The sequence below is a fragment of the Parasphingorhabdus sp. genome (assembly GCF_039939955.1).
Classification (GTDB): Bacteria; Pseudomonadota; Alphaproteobacteria; order Sphingomonadales; family Sphingomonadaceae; genus Parasphingorhabdus.
Map to the genome: position 1 here is coordinate 1,069,081 of NZ_JBDVHS010000005.1, position 17,006 is coordinate 1,086,086.

At 51.9% G+C, this 17,006-nt stretch carries 16 protein-coding genes; 7 read left to right on the forward strand and 9 right to left on the reverse strand.

Annotation, left to right across the window (positions count from 1 at the left end):
- Positions 1–13: 13 nt before the first annotated feature.
- Genes metG through mazG form a run of 5 tightly spaced genes read left to right on the forward strand, consistent with a single transcriptional unit; the run spans position 14 to position 4,549 of the window.
- Positions 14–1,567 (forward strand): methionine--tRNA ligase, encoded by a 1,554-nt coding sequence (metG, locus tag ABJG22_RS10380; protein WP_348020153.1) that lies wholly within the window; start codon positions 14–16, stop codon positions 1,565–1,567.
- Position 1,568: 1 nt separating this feature from the next.
- Entirely contained in the window at positions 1,569–2,345 is a 777-nt protein-coding gene (locus ABJG22_RS10385) for a TatD family hydrolase (RefSeq protein ID WP_348020154.1), read from the forward strand.
- 2 nt (positions 2,346–2,347) lie between these two features.
- The gene (locus ABJG22_RS10390; protein ID WP_348020155.1) at positions 2,348–3,118 is read left to right on the forward strand and encodes an MBL fold metallo-hydrolase; all 771 of its coding nucleotides are present in this window, start codon (positions 2,348–2,350) and stop codon (positions 3,116–3,118) included.
- Positions 3,119–3,121: 3 nt separating this feature from the next.
- On the forward strand, positions 3,122–3,742 hold the full coding sequence (locus tag ABJG22_RS10395) for a TIGR02281 family clan AA aspartic protease (protein WP_348020156.1): 621 nt from the start codon (positions 3,122–3,124) through the stop codon (positions 3,740–3,742).
- 36 nt (positions 3,743–3,778) lie between these two features.
- A complete protein-coding gene (mazG, locus tag ABJG22_RS10400) occupies positions 3,779–4,549 on the forward strand; it encodes a nucleoside triphosphate pyrophosphohydrolase (protein WP_348020157.1) in 771 nt (256 codons plus the stop codon).
- A gap of 1 nt (position 4,550) precedes the next feature.
- On the opposite strand, the gene hflX is transcribed toward mazG, so the two are convergent.
- The 7 genes from hflX to dusB all read right to left on the reverse strand — a co-directional run bounded on the left by hflX (position 4,551) and on the right by dusB (position 13,724).
- Entirely contained in the window at positions 4,551–5,849 is a 1,299-nt protein-coding gene (gene hflX / locus ABJG22_RS10405) for a GTPase HflX (protein ID WP_348020158.1), read from the reverse strand.
- On the reverse strand, positions 5,846–6,340 hold the full coding sequence (hfq, locus tag ABJG22_RS10410) for an RNA chaperone Hfq (protein ID WP_348020159.1): 495 nt from the start codon (positions 6,338–6,340) through the stop codon (positions 5,846–5,848). Before hfq ends, hflX begins: the two co-directional genes overlap by 4 nt.
- A gap of 132 nt (positions 6,341–6,472) precedes the next feature.
- Positions 6,473–7,855: a sigma-54 dependent transcriptional regulator gene (locus ABJG22_RS10415; RefSeq protein WP_348020160.1), complete on the reverse strand. Its 1,383-nt coding sequence runs from the start codon at positions 7,853–7,855 to the stop codon at positions 6,473–6,475.
- A 9-nt stretch (positions 7,856–7,864) separates the two neighbouring features.
- Complete coding sequence (locus ABJG22_RS10420) at positions 7,865–10,129, reverse strand: ATP-binding protein (protein WP_348020161.1); 2,265 nt, start codon at positions 10,127–10,129, stop codon at positions 7,865–7,867.
- 96 nt (positions 10,130–10,225) lie between these two features.
- Positions 10,226–11,641: a sigma 54-interacting transcriptional regulator gene (locus ABJG22_RS10425; protein ID WP_348020162.1), complete on the reverse strand. Its 1,416-nt coding sequence runs from the start codon at positions 11,639–11,641 to the stop codon at positions 10,226–10,228.
- A gap of 14 nt (positions 11,642–11,655) precedes the next feature.
- Positions 11,656–12,729, reverse strand: a complete 1,074-nt coding sequence (locus ABJG22_RS10430) for an ATP-binding protein (protein WP_348020348.1) — start codon at positions 12,727–12,729, stop codon at positions 11,656–11,658.
- Complete coding sequence (gene dusB / locus ABJG22_RS10435; protein ID WP_348020163.1) at positions 12,729–13,724, reverse strand: tRNA dihydrouridine synthase DusB; 996 nt, start codon at positions 13,722–13,724, stop codon at positions 12,729–12,731. The genes ABJG22_RS10430 and dusB overlap by 1 nt, the downstream gene beginning before the upstream one ends.
- A 92-nt stretch (positions 13,725–13,816) precedes the next feature.
- Here dusB and ABJG22_RS10440 point away from each other — a divergent pair, with 92 nt between their 5' ends.
- Both ABJG22_RS10440 and ABJG22_RS10445 read left to right on the forward strand, forming a co-directional pair.
- Complete coding sequence (locus ABJG22_RS10440; protein WP_348020164.1) at positions 13,817–14,983, forward strand: bifunctional 2-C-methyl-D-erythritol 4-phosphate cytidylyltransferase/2-C-methyl-D-erythritol 2,4-cyclodiphosphate synthase; 1,167 nt, start codon at positions 13,817–13,819, stop codon at positions 14,981–14,983.
- A gap of 120 nt (positions 14,984–15,103) precedes the next feature.
- Complete coding sequence (locus ABJG22_RS10445) at positions 15,104–15,619, forward strand: CinA family protein (RefSeq protein ID WP_348020165.1); 516 nt, start codon at positions 15,104–15,106, stop codon at positions 15,617–15,619.
- On the opposite strand, the gene ABJG22_RS10450 is transcribed toward ABJG22_RS10445, so the two are convergent.
- Both ABJG22_RS10450 and lipA read right to left on the reverse strand, forming a co-directional pair.
- Positions 15,568–16,053 carry a type II toxin-antitoxin system RatA family toxin gene (locus ABJG22_RS10450; RefSeq protein WP_348020166.1) on the reverse strand — a complete coding sequence of 162 codons (486 nt, stop codon included), beginning with the start codon at positions 16,051–16,053 and terminating at the stop codon, positions 15,568–15,570. The two genes, ABJG22_RS10445 and ABJG22_RS10450, sit on opposite strands and share 52 nt — an antisense overlap.
- Entirely contained in the window at positions 16,040–16,993 is a 954-nt protein-coding gene (gene lipA, locus ABJG22_RS10455) for a lipoyl synthase (protein WP_348020167.1), read from the reverse strand. The genes ABJG22_RS10450 and lipA overlap by 14 nt, the downstream gene beginning before the upstream one ends.
- Between the last annotated feature and the right edge of the window lie 13 nt (positions 16,994–17,006).

Genomic DNA, 17,006 nt, shown 5'->3' on the forward strand with positions numbered 1-17,006 from the left:
AAGAGAGATGGCCATGTCAGAACCTTTTTATATTACTACCGCAATCAGCTATCCCAACGGGCGTCCGCATATCGGCCACGCCTATGAGGCCATTGCTGCCGACGCCATAGCAAGATTCCACAGACTTAGCGGCCGTGACGTTCGCTTGATCACCGGAACCGATGAACATGGCTTGAAAATGGTGCAGACCGCCCGTGATGCCGGTATTGAAACCATCGATCTAGCGGATGAAATGTCATCTTATTTCATAGAGATGTGCAATATTCTTAATGTCAATCATGACGGATTTAGACGAACCAGTGAGCCTGCACATCATGAGGCAAGCAAAGCGTTGTGGAAAGCGATGGAGGCCAATGGTGATCTCTATCTCGATCGTTATGAAGGCTGGTATTCCGTTCGCGACGAAGCTTTTTACGCGGAAGACGAACTTGAAGCAGGAGAGGGCGGTGAGAAACTGTCTCCGCAAGGTACGCCGGTTGAGTGGACCGCGGAAGAAACATGGTTCTTCAAACTATCGAAATATCAAGACAAGCTACTGAAACTCTACAAAGAAAATCCAGAATTCATCCAGCCCGAAAGCCGTCGGAACGAAGTTATGCGCTTTGTTGAAGGCGGGCTAAGAGACCTGAGTGTTTCGCGCACCAGTTTCGACTGGGGTGTTTCGGTGCCAGGATCACCTGACCACGTCATGTATGTTTGGGTAGATGCCCTGACGACCTATATGACCGGCGTTGGCTATCCAGACACAGAAGGACTGTTCGCCAAATATTGGCCGGCAGATTTGCATCTCATCGGCAAGGATATCGTCCGTTTTCACGCCGTTTATTGGCCGGCTTTTCTAACCAGCGCCGGATTGCCGCTGCCAAAACAGATATTTGGGCACGGCTTTCTGTTGAACCGCGGCGAGAAAATGTCGAAATCGGTGGGCAATGTTGTAGATCCAATGGAATTGGCAGAACGTTTCGGCGTCGACCAATTGCGCTATTTCTTGTTGGCCGATGTCGTATTTGGCAAAGATGGAACCTATTCGGCTGATGCTATCGTCACCAAGACAAACGCGGATCTCGCCAATAATTTCGGAAATCTCGCTCAGCGCAGCCTATCGATGATCGCAAAAAATTGTGATGGCAAGGTACCGGAATCGGGCGAGCCATCCGCAGCGGAACAAGAATTGTTCGAAGCGATAGACACGTGTTTTGATGAAGTAAAAACAGCGATGACCGGCGGATTGTTCAAGATCGACCAAGCCCTCGATCTCATTCGGGAACGGCTAAGCGCCATCAACACATATTTTGCCGACCAGGCGCCATGGGCATTGCGCAAAACCGATCCTGCACGGGCAGATAGCGTGCTTTATCACACGGCGGAGGCGATCCGGCAGCTTGCGATCATGCTGCGCTGGGCGATACCCGAAAGCTGCGACAAAATGTTGGATCTGCTTGCCCAAGCACCAGATGCTCGCGATTTTGAACATCTTGGCACACCCATCGCGGTTGGGCTTAATTTACCACAACCTAAAGGCGTTTTCCCACGTCTTGAGCTGCTGACCGAAGAAGCGAACTCCTGATATGCTGGTCGATAGCCATTGCCATTTAAACTATAAGGGCTTGGTGGAAGAGCAGGGCGCTGCCCTTGATCGTGCGCGACAGAGCGGCGTTACCGCGATGCTGAACATTTCCACGCGTGAAAGCGAATGGCGCGATATCGTCGCGACGGCCGAGCGGGAAGCAGATGTTTGGGCCAGCATCGGAATTCATCCGCATGAAGCGGATGCCCATCCGGATGTCGACCTTGGCAAGCTGGTCAAAGAAGCCGCACATCCAAGGGTTATCGCTATTGGGGAAACGGGGCTGGATTATTATTATGATCACAGCGACCGTGAGCAGCAGAAACAGAGCTTTCGCACCCATATTCACGCCGCGCGCGAAACTGGCCTGCCTATCATCGTCCATACGCGGGACGCCGAAGCAGATACCGCTGAAATCATGGCTGAAGAAATGGAGCAGGGCGCCTATTCCGGCGTCATTCACTGTTTCACCGCCAGCGAGGAATTTGCGCAAAAAGCATTGGCTATGGGCCTGTATATTTCGATTTCCGGCATCGTGACGTTCAAAAATGCAAAGGATTTGCAGGAAACAGCCGCAAAATTGCCGTCAGACCGGGTTTTGGTTGAAACGGACGCTCCGTTTCTCGCTCCGGTGCCGCACCGTGGAAAAACCGGCGAACCGGCTTTCGTTGCGGATACCGCTCGTTTTCTCGCCGAACTGCGCGGGGACGATTATGACGCGCTTTGCGAAACAACCAGCAGGAATTTCTACGAGCTCTTCACCAAGGCGCGGCCCTGAATGTGGCTTTAAAACTCACAATATTGGGATGTGGGACTTCAGCGGGCGTGCCCCGTATCGGCAATGACTGGGGCGATTGCGACCCGAACGAGCCGAAAAACCGGAGGACCCGCGTTTCCATCATTGTGGAAAGCCCTACCACCCGGATATTGGTCGACACGTCACCCGACTTGCGGAACCAGTTTCTCGACAATGATATCGACAAAATCGATGCCGTAATCTGGACCCACGACCATGCGGACCATTGCCACGGCATCGATGATTTACGATCGGTCTTTCAGCAAACACGGAAACCCATCGCTGGCTATGCTCGGCCATTCGCGCTGAGTAGCCTCAAACAGCGTTTTGGCTATGTCATTGAAGGTCACAAATATTATCCCTCGATCTGCGAAGCCATGACGTTAGACCAAGACACGCAGATCGGTGATATTTCGGTTCGCTTTGTTGATCAACCACATGGCGGCATAACGTCAGCTGGACTACGCTTTGAACATCAGGGGAAATCCATCGTTTATGCGACAGATTTCGGAGAAGTTACGCCGGAAATGCGGGACTTGTACACGGGCTGCGATCTGTTCGTCGTAGACGCATTGCGCGATAAGCCGCATCCCACACATGCGCATCTCGATATGAGTCTGGCTCTAATAGCGGATGTGAAGCCCGAATTGAGTCTGTTGACCCATATGGACAAATCGATGGACTATAATCAACTTCTTGCCATATTACCGGATCATATTCGCCCCGCTTATGATGGTTATCGGAAGGAAATCTAACCGTTGACGGAAGACCAAAATATCAATCTTGTCTTCGCTATTGGCGCGCTTGTGCTGGTGGCCAGTGCGCTATTCTCGCGGCGTATCGGATTTGCCGAAATCGTACGCAATATATTGATCTGGTTCGCAATATTTGCGGTTTTCATCGTCGGATTTTCCTATCAGAATGAAATTCTAGCCGTTTGGAACCGCGTTTCTGGCGAACTAACCGGGGGAAATAATCAAACGATTGTTGGTGAAACAGTGCGCATACGCCAATCGGCAGATGGTCATTTCTGGGTCGATGCAAAGGTTAACGCGCTGCCGGTACGATTTCTGATCGATAGCGGCGCGACGACCACCGCGATGACATTGCGAACAGCACAGGACGCTGGCATTGAAATCAGCCAAAGTCCGTTTCCCGTTACGTTGACAACAGCCAATGGAACGGTTGATGCACAGCGCGGAACAATTCAGTCGTTCCAAATTGGGTCTATGACGACAGAGGATCTGTCTGTTGTGGTCGCCGAAGAATTTGGAGATTCCAACGTTATAGGGATGAACTTTCTGTCCGAATTGGCGCGATGGTGGGTTGAGGATGGGGAAATGATATTGGAACCAACTGATATTAGCATGGATGAATGACCATTTATTTAACATAATATATATTATCAATCTAATATGGCTAACAGAACGGATTCAAAATTGATCAACCCCCTGCTCGAAATCATGCGGCGTTTACGCGATCCGGACGATGGTTGCGATTGGGACAAGGTACAGACGTTCAAAACCATTGCGCCTTATACGGTTGAAGAAGCTTATGAGGTTTCTGACGCCATAGACCGCGACGATATGGACGCCCTGAAGGACGAACTCGGCGATCTCCTCCTCCAAGTGGTATTCCACAGCCAGATAGCCTCAGATGCCGGTCAGTTTGATTTTCAAGACGTTGTCACATCCATTTGTGACAAAATGACCCGTCGCCATCCCCATATCTTCGGCGAAGCGGATGAGAGCCCGGGATGGGAGCAAATCAAGGCTGACGAACGCCAGCAATCCGGCCAGGCTAGCGCGCTCGATGGGGTCGCGCTTGCCCTGCCCGCTTTGTTAAGAGCCCAGAAAATCCAGAAACGCGCCGCACGCGTTGGTTTTGATTGGCCAGATAAAGCGCCGGTGAAAGACAAGCTACTGGAAGAGCTGCAAGAAGTTGTGGACGCAAGAACCGATGCAGAGGTCCACGAAGAAATCGGAGATTTGCTCTTCTCAGCGGTCAATTTGGCCCGCCATTATGAGGTTGATGCCGAACAGGCATTGGTCGACGCTACGGCAAAGTTTACCAAAAGGTTCAACGCTGTAGAATCGACTGTTCCGAAAGATATGAAAGAAATGTCGCTGGAAGAACTGGAAGCGGAATGGCAAAAAGCCAAGACAAGCCCGGCAAGCGGTTCATAGCTTAATGAAGCGCGTGATATCGCCCCCAATTTCGCGGTGACATCTCTACTGCCAATATCAAATTGTCCGAATGCTGTTCGCTACTCAGTACCCGTCCGTTTTCATGCAACCACGCCATTCTTTTTCCATCGGACACCGAAACGGTGACCTCCTCGGACGTATACCCCTCCGACAACGTATCCGCGATCAGATTGATGAGCGTTTCGACACCGGCACCGGTCTGAGCAGAGGTCGTACAGACATTTTTGGCCAATGGTGACGAGATACGCATATAGGCGGGATCGTCGGGCTGGATTTTATCAATCTTGTTCCAAGCTTCGATGACCGGAGGCCCCTCGCCCTCTTCCTCAGGCACGCCCAAATCCGCCAATATTTGGGTCACATCATGGGCTTGTGCGTCGCTGGCTTCATGTGAGATATCTCTGACGTGCACAACGATATCCGCCGCGCTCACCTCTTCCAGCGTCGCGCGGAAAGCAGCAACCAATTGCGTCGGCAGATCGGACACAAATCCGACGGTGTCCGACAGGATCGCCTTGTCATATCCGGGCAGCGTGACTTCCCGCATGGTGGGATCCAAAGTGGCGAATAGCAGATCTTCTGCGAAGACCCCTGCACCGGTCAATCTGTTGAATAATGTCGATTTTCCGGCGTTGGTATAGCCAACCAAAGCAATAACGGGCCAGGGAGCACGCTGACGACGATCACGGTGAAGCGCCCGGGTTTTCCTGAGATGAGCGAGGTCTTTCCGTAACTTTGCCATGCGATCGCGGATCATCCGGCGATCTGACTCAATCTGGGTCTCTCCCGGTCCGCCCAAAAAGCCGAATCCGCCACGCTGCCGCTCAAGGTGGGTCCAACTGCGCACCAGCCTACCCGCTTGATAGTCTAGATGTGCCAGCTCAACTTGTAATCGACCCTCCGCCGTCGCCGCGCGGGCGCCGAATATCTCCAGGATAAGGCCCGTCCGATCGATGACCTTCACCGCGAGCTTTTCTTCAAGATTGCGCTGTTGAATAGCGGTCAAACTGCCATCCACGATCAATATCGTGGCTTCATGCTCGGCCATCATCTTGCGCATTTGGTCCACCTGTCCGGATCCGAACAAGGTGGCTGGCTTTGGATTGCGAACAGAAAAATAGTGCGATTCTACCGCGACCAATCCGATAGCCAAAGCCAAGCCAACGGCTTCATCCAGGCGATGCTCCAGAGCAGATTGGCTCAGCGACTCCATATCTGGATGTACGATGAGCGTCTTGCGGCTCTTGCTATCTAGGCTTTCCTTCTCAAATGGTATCAATGCGCACCATCATCTGATTGATTATAGTCGGCGAGATTAAGCGGACCACCGGGTTGTACGGTCGAGATGGCATGTTTGTAGACAAGCTGCGACAGCCCTTCCCTTTCCAGCAGAATACAAAATAGGTCATGTGCTGCAACTTCACCTTGCAACATAACGCCATTCACCAAAAACATCGTTACCGGATCACTGCTATCCCGCACCGCCGTCAGGAACACTTCTTGTAGAACGCCCGCACGGGATTTTGCGTTGTCCATCATATCGGAAAATGGCTGTGTATTCATTGCTTCGGATGGCATGATCGTAGAAATAGCGTGTTTATAAACAAGCTGAGACTGGCCGTCCCGGCGCAGCAAAACTGAAAAATTGTCGAACCACGTGACAATGCCTTGAAGCTTCACGCCCTTTACGAGGAACATGGTTACGGGGTTTTTCGATTTCCGGAGAGAGTTGAGAAATAGATCCTGCAGATTATTCGATTTATCGGTCATTTTTGACTCCAATTATTGGCTATCTTGACGATGGCATTTTATAGTTTTTATATCTTAACGCGTATTTTCGGGGGATTTTCTACTAACATATATGTGATTCATACGATCACGACAACTGGTTAACCAAAACGCTTATTCTGCATCCTGCTTTTTCCGTGACGCCAGCCCCAATATTTTCAACTTTCGGTGTAGCGCGGACCGCTCCATGCCAATGAAATTGGCGGTTTTCGAAATATTGCCCGAAAAACGCCTGATCTGCACTTTCAGATATTCCCGTTCAAAGCTTTCCCGCGCCTCTCTCAATGGCGATCCCATCAAGGACGCAACACCTTGGTCCAGTTCATCATCATTGCCGAGAACTTCCGGCGGCAACATCTCGATCTCTATTTTCGCAAACTTGTCTTTCGGCGCGAGAATAATGGTCCGTTCGATAACATTTCGCAGTTGCCGGACGTTGCCAGGCCAGTCGCAGGCTTGCAGTGCCGCCATGGCCTCATCGGAAATTTCCGGTGGATGGAGGCGTTGCTCAGATGCGAAACGCGCGGCATAATGTTCGACCAACACCGGAATATCTTCGCGCCGCTCGTTCAGCGGTGGCAAAACCACCGGTACCACGTTGAGGCGATAGAAAAGATCTTCCCGGAATCTCTTCTCCGCTATTTCAACGTCCAGATCGCGCGAAGTTGCAGATACCACACGGACATCTACATCCACTTTTTGAGACCCACCGAGCCGGTTGAAGCTTTGCTCTGTTAAAACCCGCAATATCTTGCCCTGGGTATCCAGCGGCATGTCAGCAACTTCGTCAATGAACAAGGTTCCGCCATGAGCCTCTTCCATCAAACCGGTTTTTTCGACCTTGCCGTTGCGCTCCGTCCCGAACAGTTCCTCTTCCACGCTTTCTGGCGAAAGCCTGGCTGCGCTAATCGTCACAAAAGCGGCATCGGACCGCGAGCTCCAATTGTGCATCAATCGCGCCGCAACTTCTTTGCCCACGCCTGCTGGGCCGGAGATCAAGAGACGGCTGCCTGTTCCGGCTATACGCTTCAATGTCGCGCGCACATTGTTCACGGCCGCTGAGTTGCCGGTCAATTCATCTGCAAACCCCACCCGCGCCTTCAGAATTTCATTTTCTCGACGAAGCCGCTCGGTTTCCGTCGCCCTGGCAACCAGGTGCAAGAGATGTTCCGCTTCAAAAGGCTTTTCGATAAAATCGACGGCGCCTTGCGATATCGCAGCGACGGCTGTGTCAATATTGCCATGCCCGGAGATCACGATGATTGGCAATTTTGCATCGAGTTGTTTCAACTCGGTCAGCAATTCCAATCCATCTAGTTGCGAGCCCCGCAACCACACATCAAGCAGGACCAGTGACGGTTTCCGCTCATTGACGGCAGCAAGCGCCGCATCGCTGTTGGCAGCCACACGCGTGCTATAGCCCTCGTCTTCCAAAACACCGGATATAAGATCACGAATATCGGGTTCGTCGTCGACAACCAAAATATCTAAAGCCATGTTGAACCTCTAGCCTTCATTCTCAATTTCTGTTGTTTGCTCATCACTCTCTGCGGCCCCGTGAGACAGTCTCGCCAATTTCGAGGGACTGAGACGCAATGTTACCTTGGTGCCGCCATTGGGCGCATCACTGAACTTAGTTTCACCAAAATGTTCTTCGACAATCTTCTTGACGATCGCGAGCCCCAATCCGGTGCCGCTGGCGCGGGTCGTCATATAGGGTTCAACGATCCGGTCCCGCTCTATGGGTAGACCAATGCCATTGTCGGTCAGCTCAACCGCGACGATCTGGTTTTCTGTTTTGATAGCGAGCTCAATCTGGCCATCCGCAACCGCGAAATCAGAGCTTGTCTCCGCCTTTTGTTGAATAGCTTCAGCGGCATTTTTAATGATATTGGTCAGCGCCTGTCCCAATTGCCGGCGATCACACACAAGAGACATAGGCTGATCATCTGCGACAAAGCTAAACGCTATCGAAGGCCAAGCTACATCTTGCATAAACAGCGCTTGTTTTAAGATATCATCAAGATTCTCTTCCCGGAAAACCGGTTTGGGCATCCGCGCGAAGGAAGAGAATTCGTCAACGATATTTCTCAGGTCGCCGACCTGACGAACGATCGTGTTGGTAAGATTATCGAATACCGCTGCATCATCCGTCATATGTTTGCCGAAGCGTCGTTGCAGGCGCTCAGCGGCCAACTGTATCGGCGTCAGAGGGTTTTTGATTTCATGAGCGATACGTCTCGCAACATCGGACCATGCGGCCCGTCTTTGATCAAGCAACTGCTGGGTTATGTCTTCAAATGTAATCACATGACCGTTCGGTCCGCCAACAATTTTCACAGCCAAAGTCCGGATATCGGAGTCAGAGGCAAATTCGATGATGCTGGTTTCAACACCTTCCTCAATGAGTTCCGCAAATTGCGGTGCCGCCTTGCCGATATCAACTTCCAGCAATGAATCGATCGGCTTGGAAAGCAGCGACTGTGCTTGCGAATTGACGAGCCTAATCTCCCCTCTTTCATCAAGGCTGATGATGCCGGCCGTGACCGACTCCAAAACCGCTTCGATAAACGCTCGTCTATTTCCCAATTGCTCATTCGCCGTGATCAACGCGGTTGTTTGGGTTTCTAGCCGTTCCGTCATACGGTTGAACGCCCGTCCCAAGGTACCGATCTCGTCGCTTTCAAATGTTGCCGGCACGCGGGTTGTAAGATCGCCTTCGGTTACCCGTTTGGCGGCATGCACCAAGTCACTAACGGGTTTCACCAATCGATCGGCAACGAGCAGCGCGATCCACAATACAATGCCGACGATGAGAAGGGAAATGACGAAAAGCGCGATATTAAACTGCAATTGCACGCTTCGGGAACGAGAGAATAGCTCTTCATAATCAGCAAGGACTGATTGAGCTCTTTCCCATTGGCTTAACGCCAACATATCTGAATCGCGGGCAGCATAGAGGAATATCCGGGCCTCTAAATCAAGCGCTGTCACCGCTTCGATCTTGTCCTGCTTTGCAGTTACGACATAGCTTTTTCCGTTCTCCAGCTGATCCAGAACGGCATCCGTGATCTTTGGTTGAAGGTCTTCATTGTCAGGATCGATCGCTGCCGCTGTTCGGGCGACGCCGTCTGCCCCATATTCAATAATCGCGGATTCATTCAGTTTCCGTGACAAGACTTGATAGACATAGCCCTCTGCAAATTCAGGGCTTTCTAGATCCGCTTGTTGCAAATAATTGCGCAGATCATTCGCCATGGTGATTGTCTCTTCACCGACCTCACGTTGATTTTGCTCATAATATCCGCGGGCAAGGTCATTGGCATTTTCCAACATGCCAGTGGCCCGGTCAGAGAACCAAAATTCTACACCATATTGAAACAGCACCGACGCAAAAATAACGACGAGCAACATTGGAATACTGGCAACGAGGGAGAATAAAGCAACCAGTCGAACATGTAACCGGCCATTGCTTCCTATCGAAGATTTGGCGGCACGCCCCTTTGCGATACGTCTACCAACTAAAACCAGCAATGTGATCGCCGGGATCAGGTTGGCAACCAGCAAGGCCGCGGTTAACGGCGGCGAGATAAAATCGGTTTGGTCCGCCTGTCTGCTCAGCAGAAAATAAGTGCCCAGCATGATCGCGCCGAGCAGAAGCAAGACAATCCATTCTACCCGTCTTACGACCGCTTCTTTCTCGGCGACAAGCGAAAGACGCCGCAGCCATTTGGCAAGAGGTTGTTCCGTTATGGGATTGGAAGCAGTCATTGTGGTTTCAATACAACAGTTTCGTTGCAGAAAAAGCACTTATATTGTAAAAATATCACGGTTCGGCGAGGCAAACCGTCCATTCATCGCAGTATTTTACTTCGATTGCGTCGGATCGATCTGATATTCGTTCAACTTCTTCCGCAAAGTGTTTCGATTAATTCCCAGAATTTTGGCCGCTTTGATCTGATTGCCATGTGCGTGGTTCATCATCTCGATCAACAACGGCTTTTCAAACTTTTCTAATGCTTGAGCATATAGATTCTCTTTTTCGGGATTGGCCATCAAGCCGAGTACGATTGATTTAATATGGCTATCAAACGCCATATTCTCGGATTCGGCATGATCCTCATTGCGTTCCGCGGCAAGGATTTGGCGGATAGCCTCTTCCGAAAGCGTGTCTTCTCGCCCCGTTACGACAAGCCGGTAAATGACGTTTTTCAGTTCCCGCACATTCCCTCGCCAATAGTGATGGCAAAGCAAATTCATTCCCTCTTGCGAGATTTGCTTGTGCGGCAAGCCTTCCGTTACCGCGAGCTTCAGAAAATGATTGGTCAAGGCCGGAATATCGCTGGCGCGCTCTCTAAGCGGGGGCAATTCAATCGGAACAACGTTGATCCGATAATATAGATCTTCACGAAACTTACCCTGTTCGATCAGTTCAAGAAAATCATGGTTGGTGGCTGCGATAATCCGAACATCCAACTGGACCGGCCCCTTGCCGCCAACTCGGTTGATTTCTCCCGATTGAAGAGCCCGCAACAGGCGCGTTTGGGCGTGCATGGGCATATCGCCAATCTCATCAAGAAACAGCGTCCCGCCCTGCGCCTGTTCAAATTTGCCGGAAGCACTGGCGACGGCACCGGTAAAGGCGCCTTTCTCATGCCCAAATAGCTCTGCCTCGATCATTTCCGATGGAATCGCAGCCATGTTCACCGCTACAAACGGCCCCGATTTCCGATGGCCGAGCCCATGTATAGCTTCCGCAACAAGTTCCTTGCCGGTTCCAGATTCGCCTAGAACCAATACCGATAGATCATTCTTCAAAAGCCTGGCGATCATGCGGTATACTTCCTGCATCGCCGGACTTCGCCCAACCAGCGGTAAGCTTTCTTCGTCCATCGATGCCTCGACCGGTCGGATATTCTTCGGCTTCAGTGCCTGCCCGACGACCTCTACCAGCTCATCGAGGTCAAATGGTTTGGGCAGATATTCAAAAGCCCCGGTTTCGGAAGCTCGAACAGCTGTATTCAATGTATTTTGAGCAGATATAATAATGATCGGCAGGTCCGGGTGGTTCGCTTGCACCGTATCGAGGGAAGAGATGCCATCACCCTCCCCTAATCCGACGTCGGTTAGTAGCAAATCATAGCTGGTACTCCCCATCAGGGCATCCCGCTCGGTTATCGATTTGCAACTTTCAACATCATAGCCTTCCGCCCGCAAGGCTGTGATGATGACATGACTGACCGACAGATCATCTTCGACTAATATAATTTTTTCATTGGCCATAAAATATCCTGACGTCAGTTCTTCGGTGCAACGGGAAGAAACAGAGTAAACCTGCTCATCTCGTCCTGATTTTCACGATCGTAACGGATACGCCCGTTCATATCCCGCATAAGCTTTTTCACCAGCGCGAGGCCGAGCCCCTGCCCTTCTTTCTTGGTAGAGACGAAGGGTGAGAAAATTTCTCGTTCCAACTCTGCAGGGACGCCGGGCCCATTGTCACACACCATGATTTGAATGGGTAGCCGTATTGCCTGCTTTTCGCCCTGCGCCGACAACGCGGCTCCAAAGCTGTAGCGCGTGACGACGCGAATTTCCGGATTTGGCAGATGTTTGGTGGCATCGACTGCATTGGCGAATAAATTCGTCAATACCTGCATCATGGCATCAGAATCGATCAACGCATCCGGCAGCGACGGATCAAACTTGTCCTGAATTTTCACCGCTTGGCCGGTCGCTGCTTCGATCGATCGGCGGGCGCGATCAATCAATGTGTGAATATTGACTGCCGTGGTCTGCGCTGGCTGGTTGGAAGACAGCGTTTGCATCCTGTTGAGTAGGTTGACCACCCGCTCTACTTCCGCCGTAATCATCTGGGTTAGTGGTTTTTGATTTTCATCAATCTGTCGGTCGAGCAACTGCGCCGCGCCCTTTATCGCCGCGAGCGGGTTTTTAATTTCATGGCTCAATATATCCGGAGCACGGATTGCGAGATTTGACGGATCGCTATTCTCATTCTCAAGAATGGGACCATCTTGTGGCATCAGTGATAATGATATCAACCGCCATTCAATGTCCGACGCCAGCGGATGAACATCAAAATCCACAATGCCCAATTTGCGGTCATCGCTGGATGCCATCACATTACGGGCTGTGAGACTAATGTCTGTCTCGATCAACGCTTTGTTCAAACGAGCATCGGAAAACTGGAGTATATGGTCGATTTGGCGACCGATGAGATGTTTGGCACTTGTTCCAAACAACGCCTCGCCGGCAGGATTGACGCGGACTACGCTATGTGTGGAATCGACAATCACCAGTGCGTGATTGAGCCCAGCTAAGATTTGCTCTCCCGATGGAGCTTCTTTCATCAAGCCGCAGCTTTATTGAGCCAGGGTGTGTAAAACTCCTCTAGCATTTTTAATACCGCATAGGGATCAGCTTCCTTATTGGCGCGATTCCTGAATTCGGCCGAGCCAGGGAGCCCCTTGGTATACCAACCGATATGCTTCCGTGCGACTTTCACACCGACATCTTCGCCATATAGTTTCAACATATCGCGATAATGTTCATCAAGTACGGCATATTGCGTCGGAATGTCGGGGTCCGGTAGCCGCTCACCGGTTTCAAACCAGTGCATGAACTGCCCCAAGAGCCACGGCTTACCATAGGCTCCGCGTCCAATCATCACACCATCTGCGCCACTCTGCTCCAGAGCAGTTTGGCCATCGTCCAGGGTACAAATATCGCCATTGACGATAACCGGAAGCGAAACCGCTTGTTTGACTTTGCTCACAAAGGCCCAATCGGCGTTATCCCGATACATCTGGCAACGGGTTCTTCCGTGGACTACGATCATTTTCGCGCCAAGGTCTTCCGCAATATGAGCCAGTTCCGGTGCGTTCAGGCTTTGATGGTCCCAGCCCATCCGCATTTTTACCGTGACCGGCACATCTACCGCTTCGACGGTTGCCTTGATCAGGGATGCCGCCAACGGAAGATCGCGCATCAACGCAGAACCGGCGTCCCCGTTTACAACTTTCTTTACCGGACATCCCATGTTGATATCGATAATCTGTGCGCCGCGATCCTCGTTCAGCTTTGCTGCTTCGGCCATCACAACGGGGTCACAGCCCGCGAGCTGCATCGACACCGGTTCTTCGCTGGGGTCCCAAGCACATTTCTGCAGGGACTGCCGCGTTTCACGGATCATAGCTTGGCTGGCGATCATTTCCGTCACATTCAGTCCAGAGCCAAATCTCCGGACCAATCGGCGAAACGGCAAATCGGTGACGCCGGTCATCGGCGCCAACAAAACTGGGCTGTCTATTTGGATGTTGCCAATCGAGATGGGGTTGAGTTTCATTCGCACTGCCTAAAATTTAAGCACCCTCTATCGCCAAATCAATTTAGAGGCAAGAATTGCTTCATCCGGTTTCTCCGCGTAGATCGCTTGCCATGATCGCCGCCAGCAACCCATCCGAAGAAAACCACGTATTAATCGTCGCTGCGGGTGTCGGCGCACGCGCAGGGTTGGACCTACCGAAACAGTTCGAGCTCATAAGTGGTAAACCCATGCTTCGTCACAGCGTGGAGAGCTTTCTCGCGCATAGTGCCATTGATCACCTTTGGATCGTAGTGGCTGCAGGACAAGAGGAACAGGCCAATAGGGCCTTAGCGCCTATCTCCGCCTATAATCTCGTGATCGGTGGCGCAACGCGTCAGCAGTCCGTATTCAACGGACTAGCTGCGATCCAGCAAGCTGGTGGTGCCAAGAACATCTTGGTGCATGACGCAGCCCGGCCTTTCGTTCCGGCTCCGGTGATTGATCATCTGCTCACAAAGCTAAAGTCGGCATCCGGCGCCATTCCGGTTTTGCCGAGCGTGGATACTATGATCAAGCAGGTCGATAACCAACTCGATCAAGCTGTGGACCGCAACAGTCTTTGGCGGGTACAAACGCCACAGGCTTTCGATTTTCAGAAGCTATTCTCTGCCCACAATCGTTTCGTCAGCGACAAAAATGCCAGTGATGACGCTCAGATTTTTAAAGCGGATGGCCATGGCGTCGCGACGGTAGACGGCGATGAGACGCTGAAAAAATACACACTACCAAGCGACTTTGCGGAAAAAGGAACCCAGCATATGGGCCAGACAAGAACCGGCATGGGCTATGATGTCCATCAACTTGCTGCCGGTGAAGACTTGTGGCTAGGCGGCATAAAAATTGACCATGACAAAGGGCTCGCCGGCCATAGCGATGCCGATGTTCTGCTACATGCCCTTACCGATGCACTGCTGGGGACGATCGGTGCCGGCGATATTGGCGACCATTTTCCACCATCGGATCCTCAATGGCGTGGGGTAGCGTCGACTCGATTTGTCCAACATGCTGCCGCACTCATCGCTGCAAAAGGCGGAATGATCCACAATGTCGATATGACCGTCATCTGCGAAGCCCCTAAGATCAAACCCCATCGTGATGCTATTCAAAGCAAGATCGCGGAGATTCTGTCGGTGGAGATCGACCAGGTTAGCATAAAGGCAACAACCACGGAGAGACTGGGCTTTACCGGTCGCAAAGAGGGAATTGCGGCGCAAGCCATCGCCACTATTTCTTTATGATCAAATTGCCGCGCTCAACTTGATTATCGTTTCTTATGAACAGGATTACACCGATCGCAGCAAAGGATCGAAGATTCCTGTTTGCAAAGAACCAGCATCATGGGCTAACGGCCCCGCTCTATGGAAAATCTACTCCCCCGCGAGCTAGTCGCTCTCGCCACATCGGTCATCGAGAAAAATCGTGCCGCCGGTCGCCGCATAACGGTTGCAGAGAGCTGTACTGGTGGTTTGGTTGCAGCAGCCCTGACCGAAGTACCCGGCAGCAGCGACGTTTTCGATTGCGGGTTCAACACCTATTCCAATAGCGCCAAGCAAAGGATGCTGGGTGTCAGCAACGACCTTCTCGAAACATTTGGCGCGGTTTCTATAGCAGTGGCCTGGGAAATGGCGAAAGGCGCTCTAGAGAAATCCGACTGTGATGTGGCGGTGGCGATTACCGGTGTAGCAGGCCCGGGCGGCGGCACCGAGAAGAAGCCTGTTGGTACCGTCGTCTTCGCGAAGGCCGAAAAAGGCAAGAGCACGGAAGATGTTGTCGCAGACCGGAAAAACTTCGGTGACGAAAAAAGCCGCGCAGATATCCGCTTTCAGGCGGTGCTGGTTGCGTTAGAACTGCTGCTACCCGAAGACAGCGAGTAGCTGCTTCCATATATTTCGCCGGCCCGATCAACAAAGGCGCTGGTCATTTTGTGCAATGCCTTGGCGAACATTTGTCCGGCTAGCTTCTCGAACATACGGTTTTTGAAGGTAAACTCCACGTAGAAGTCAACATGGCATCCCCCCTCTTCCCGAGTACGAAAGCGCCATTCATTGTGCAGTTGCTTCAATGGACCATCGAGATAATCGACATCAATTGCTTGGTTGTGCGATTTGATCACCCGCGAGGAAAATTGCTCGCGAAGCCCTTTGAAACCGACCAAAACATCTGCCAGCATCTCGGTTTCGCTGTTGGATCTGATCCGGGTACCCACCACCCAGGGTAGAAATTCCTGATAGCGCCCGACATCTGCCACCAGCGCATACATTTGTGCGGCGCTATAAGGCAGATCGCGAGTTTCCCTATGCGCTGGCATTCAATGGACCCGAACGTGCCAGCTTTTCCTCTCGCGCTTGCCGCATTTTGGCGAAATCATCGCCAGCATGATAGCTTGAGCGGGTCAGCGGGCTGGATGCGACGAGCAGGAAGCCTTTGGCCCGCGCGACCGAAGCGTAAGCGTCAAAAGCCTGTGGCTTCACGAATTCGCTGACTTTGACATGTTTCGTCGTGGGTTGCAGATATTGGCCCATTGTCAGAAAATCGATATCAGCGCTGCGCATATCGTCCATCACCTGATGCACTTCGAGGCGCTCTTCGCTTAAACCGAGCATGATTCCAGATTTGGTAAAGATCGAAGGGTCGAGTCGCTTGACCTGCTCGAGCAAGCGCAGCGACGCGTAATAGCGCGCACCGGGCCGGATCGTCGGATAAAGCCGCGGGACTGTTTCCAAATTATGGTTGTAGACATCCGGACGGGCCGCAACGATCGCTTCAACCGCAGCCTCGGTCTTGTTGCGGAAATCCGGTGTGAGTATCTCGATCGTCGTTTTCGGCGTTGTCCGGCGTAGCGCTTCAATCACCTTCACAAACTGGCTGGCGCCACCATCAGCAAGATCGTCGCGATCAACCGACGTGATCACAATATGTTCCAGTCCGAGCTTGGCGGCCGCGTCGGCGGTATGCTGTGGTTCCAGAACATCGACCGGCATCGGCATGCCGGTCTTGACGTTACAGAAGGCGCAGGCCCGCGTGCATACATCACCGAGGATCATGACCGTTGCGTGTTTCTTGGTCCAGCATTCACCAATATTGGGGCAAGCCGCTTCTTCGCAGACGGTGTTCAGCTTATGCTCCCGCATCAAGGCACGGGTTTTCTCAAATTCGGTGCCCATAGGCGCTTTGACCCGAATCCAGTCCGGCTTGCGCAGGCGTTCTGGTCGCGGCTCTGGTGCGGTAATTTTGGTGATTTCGTTCATTTCTTTCAAATAG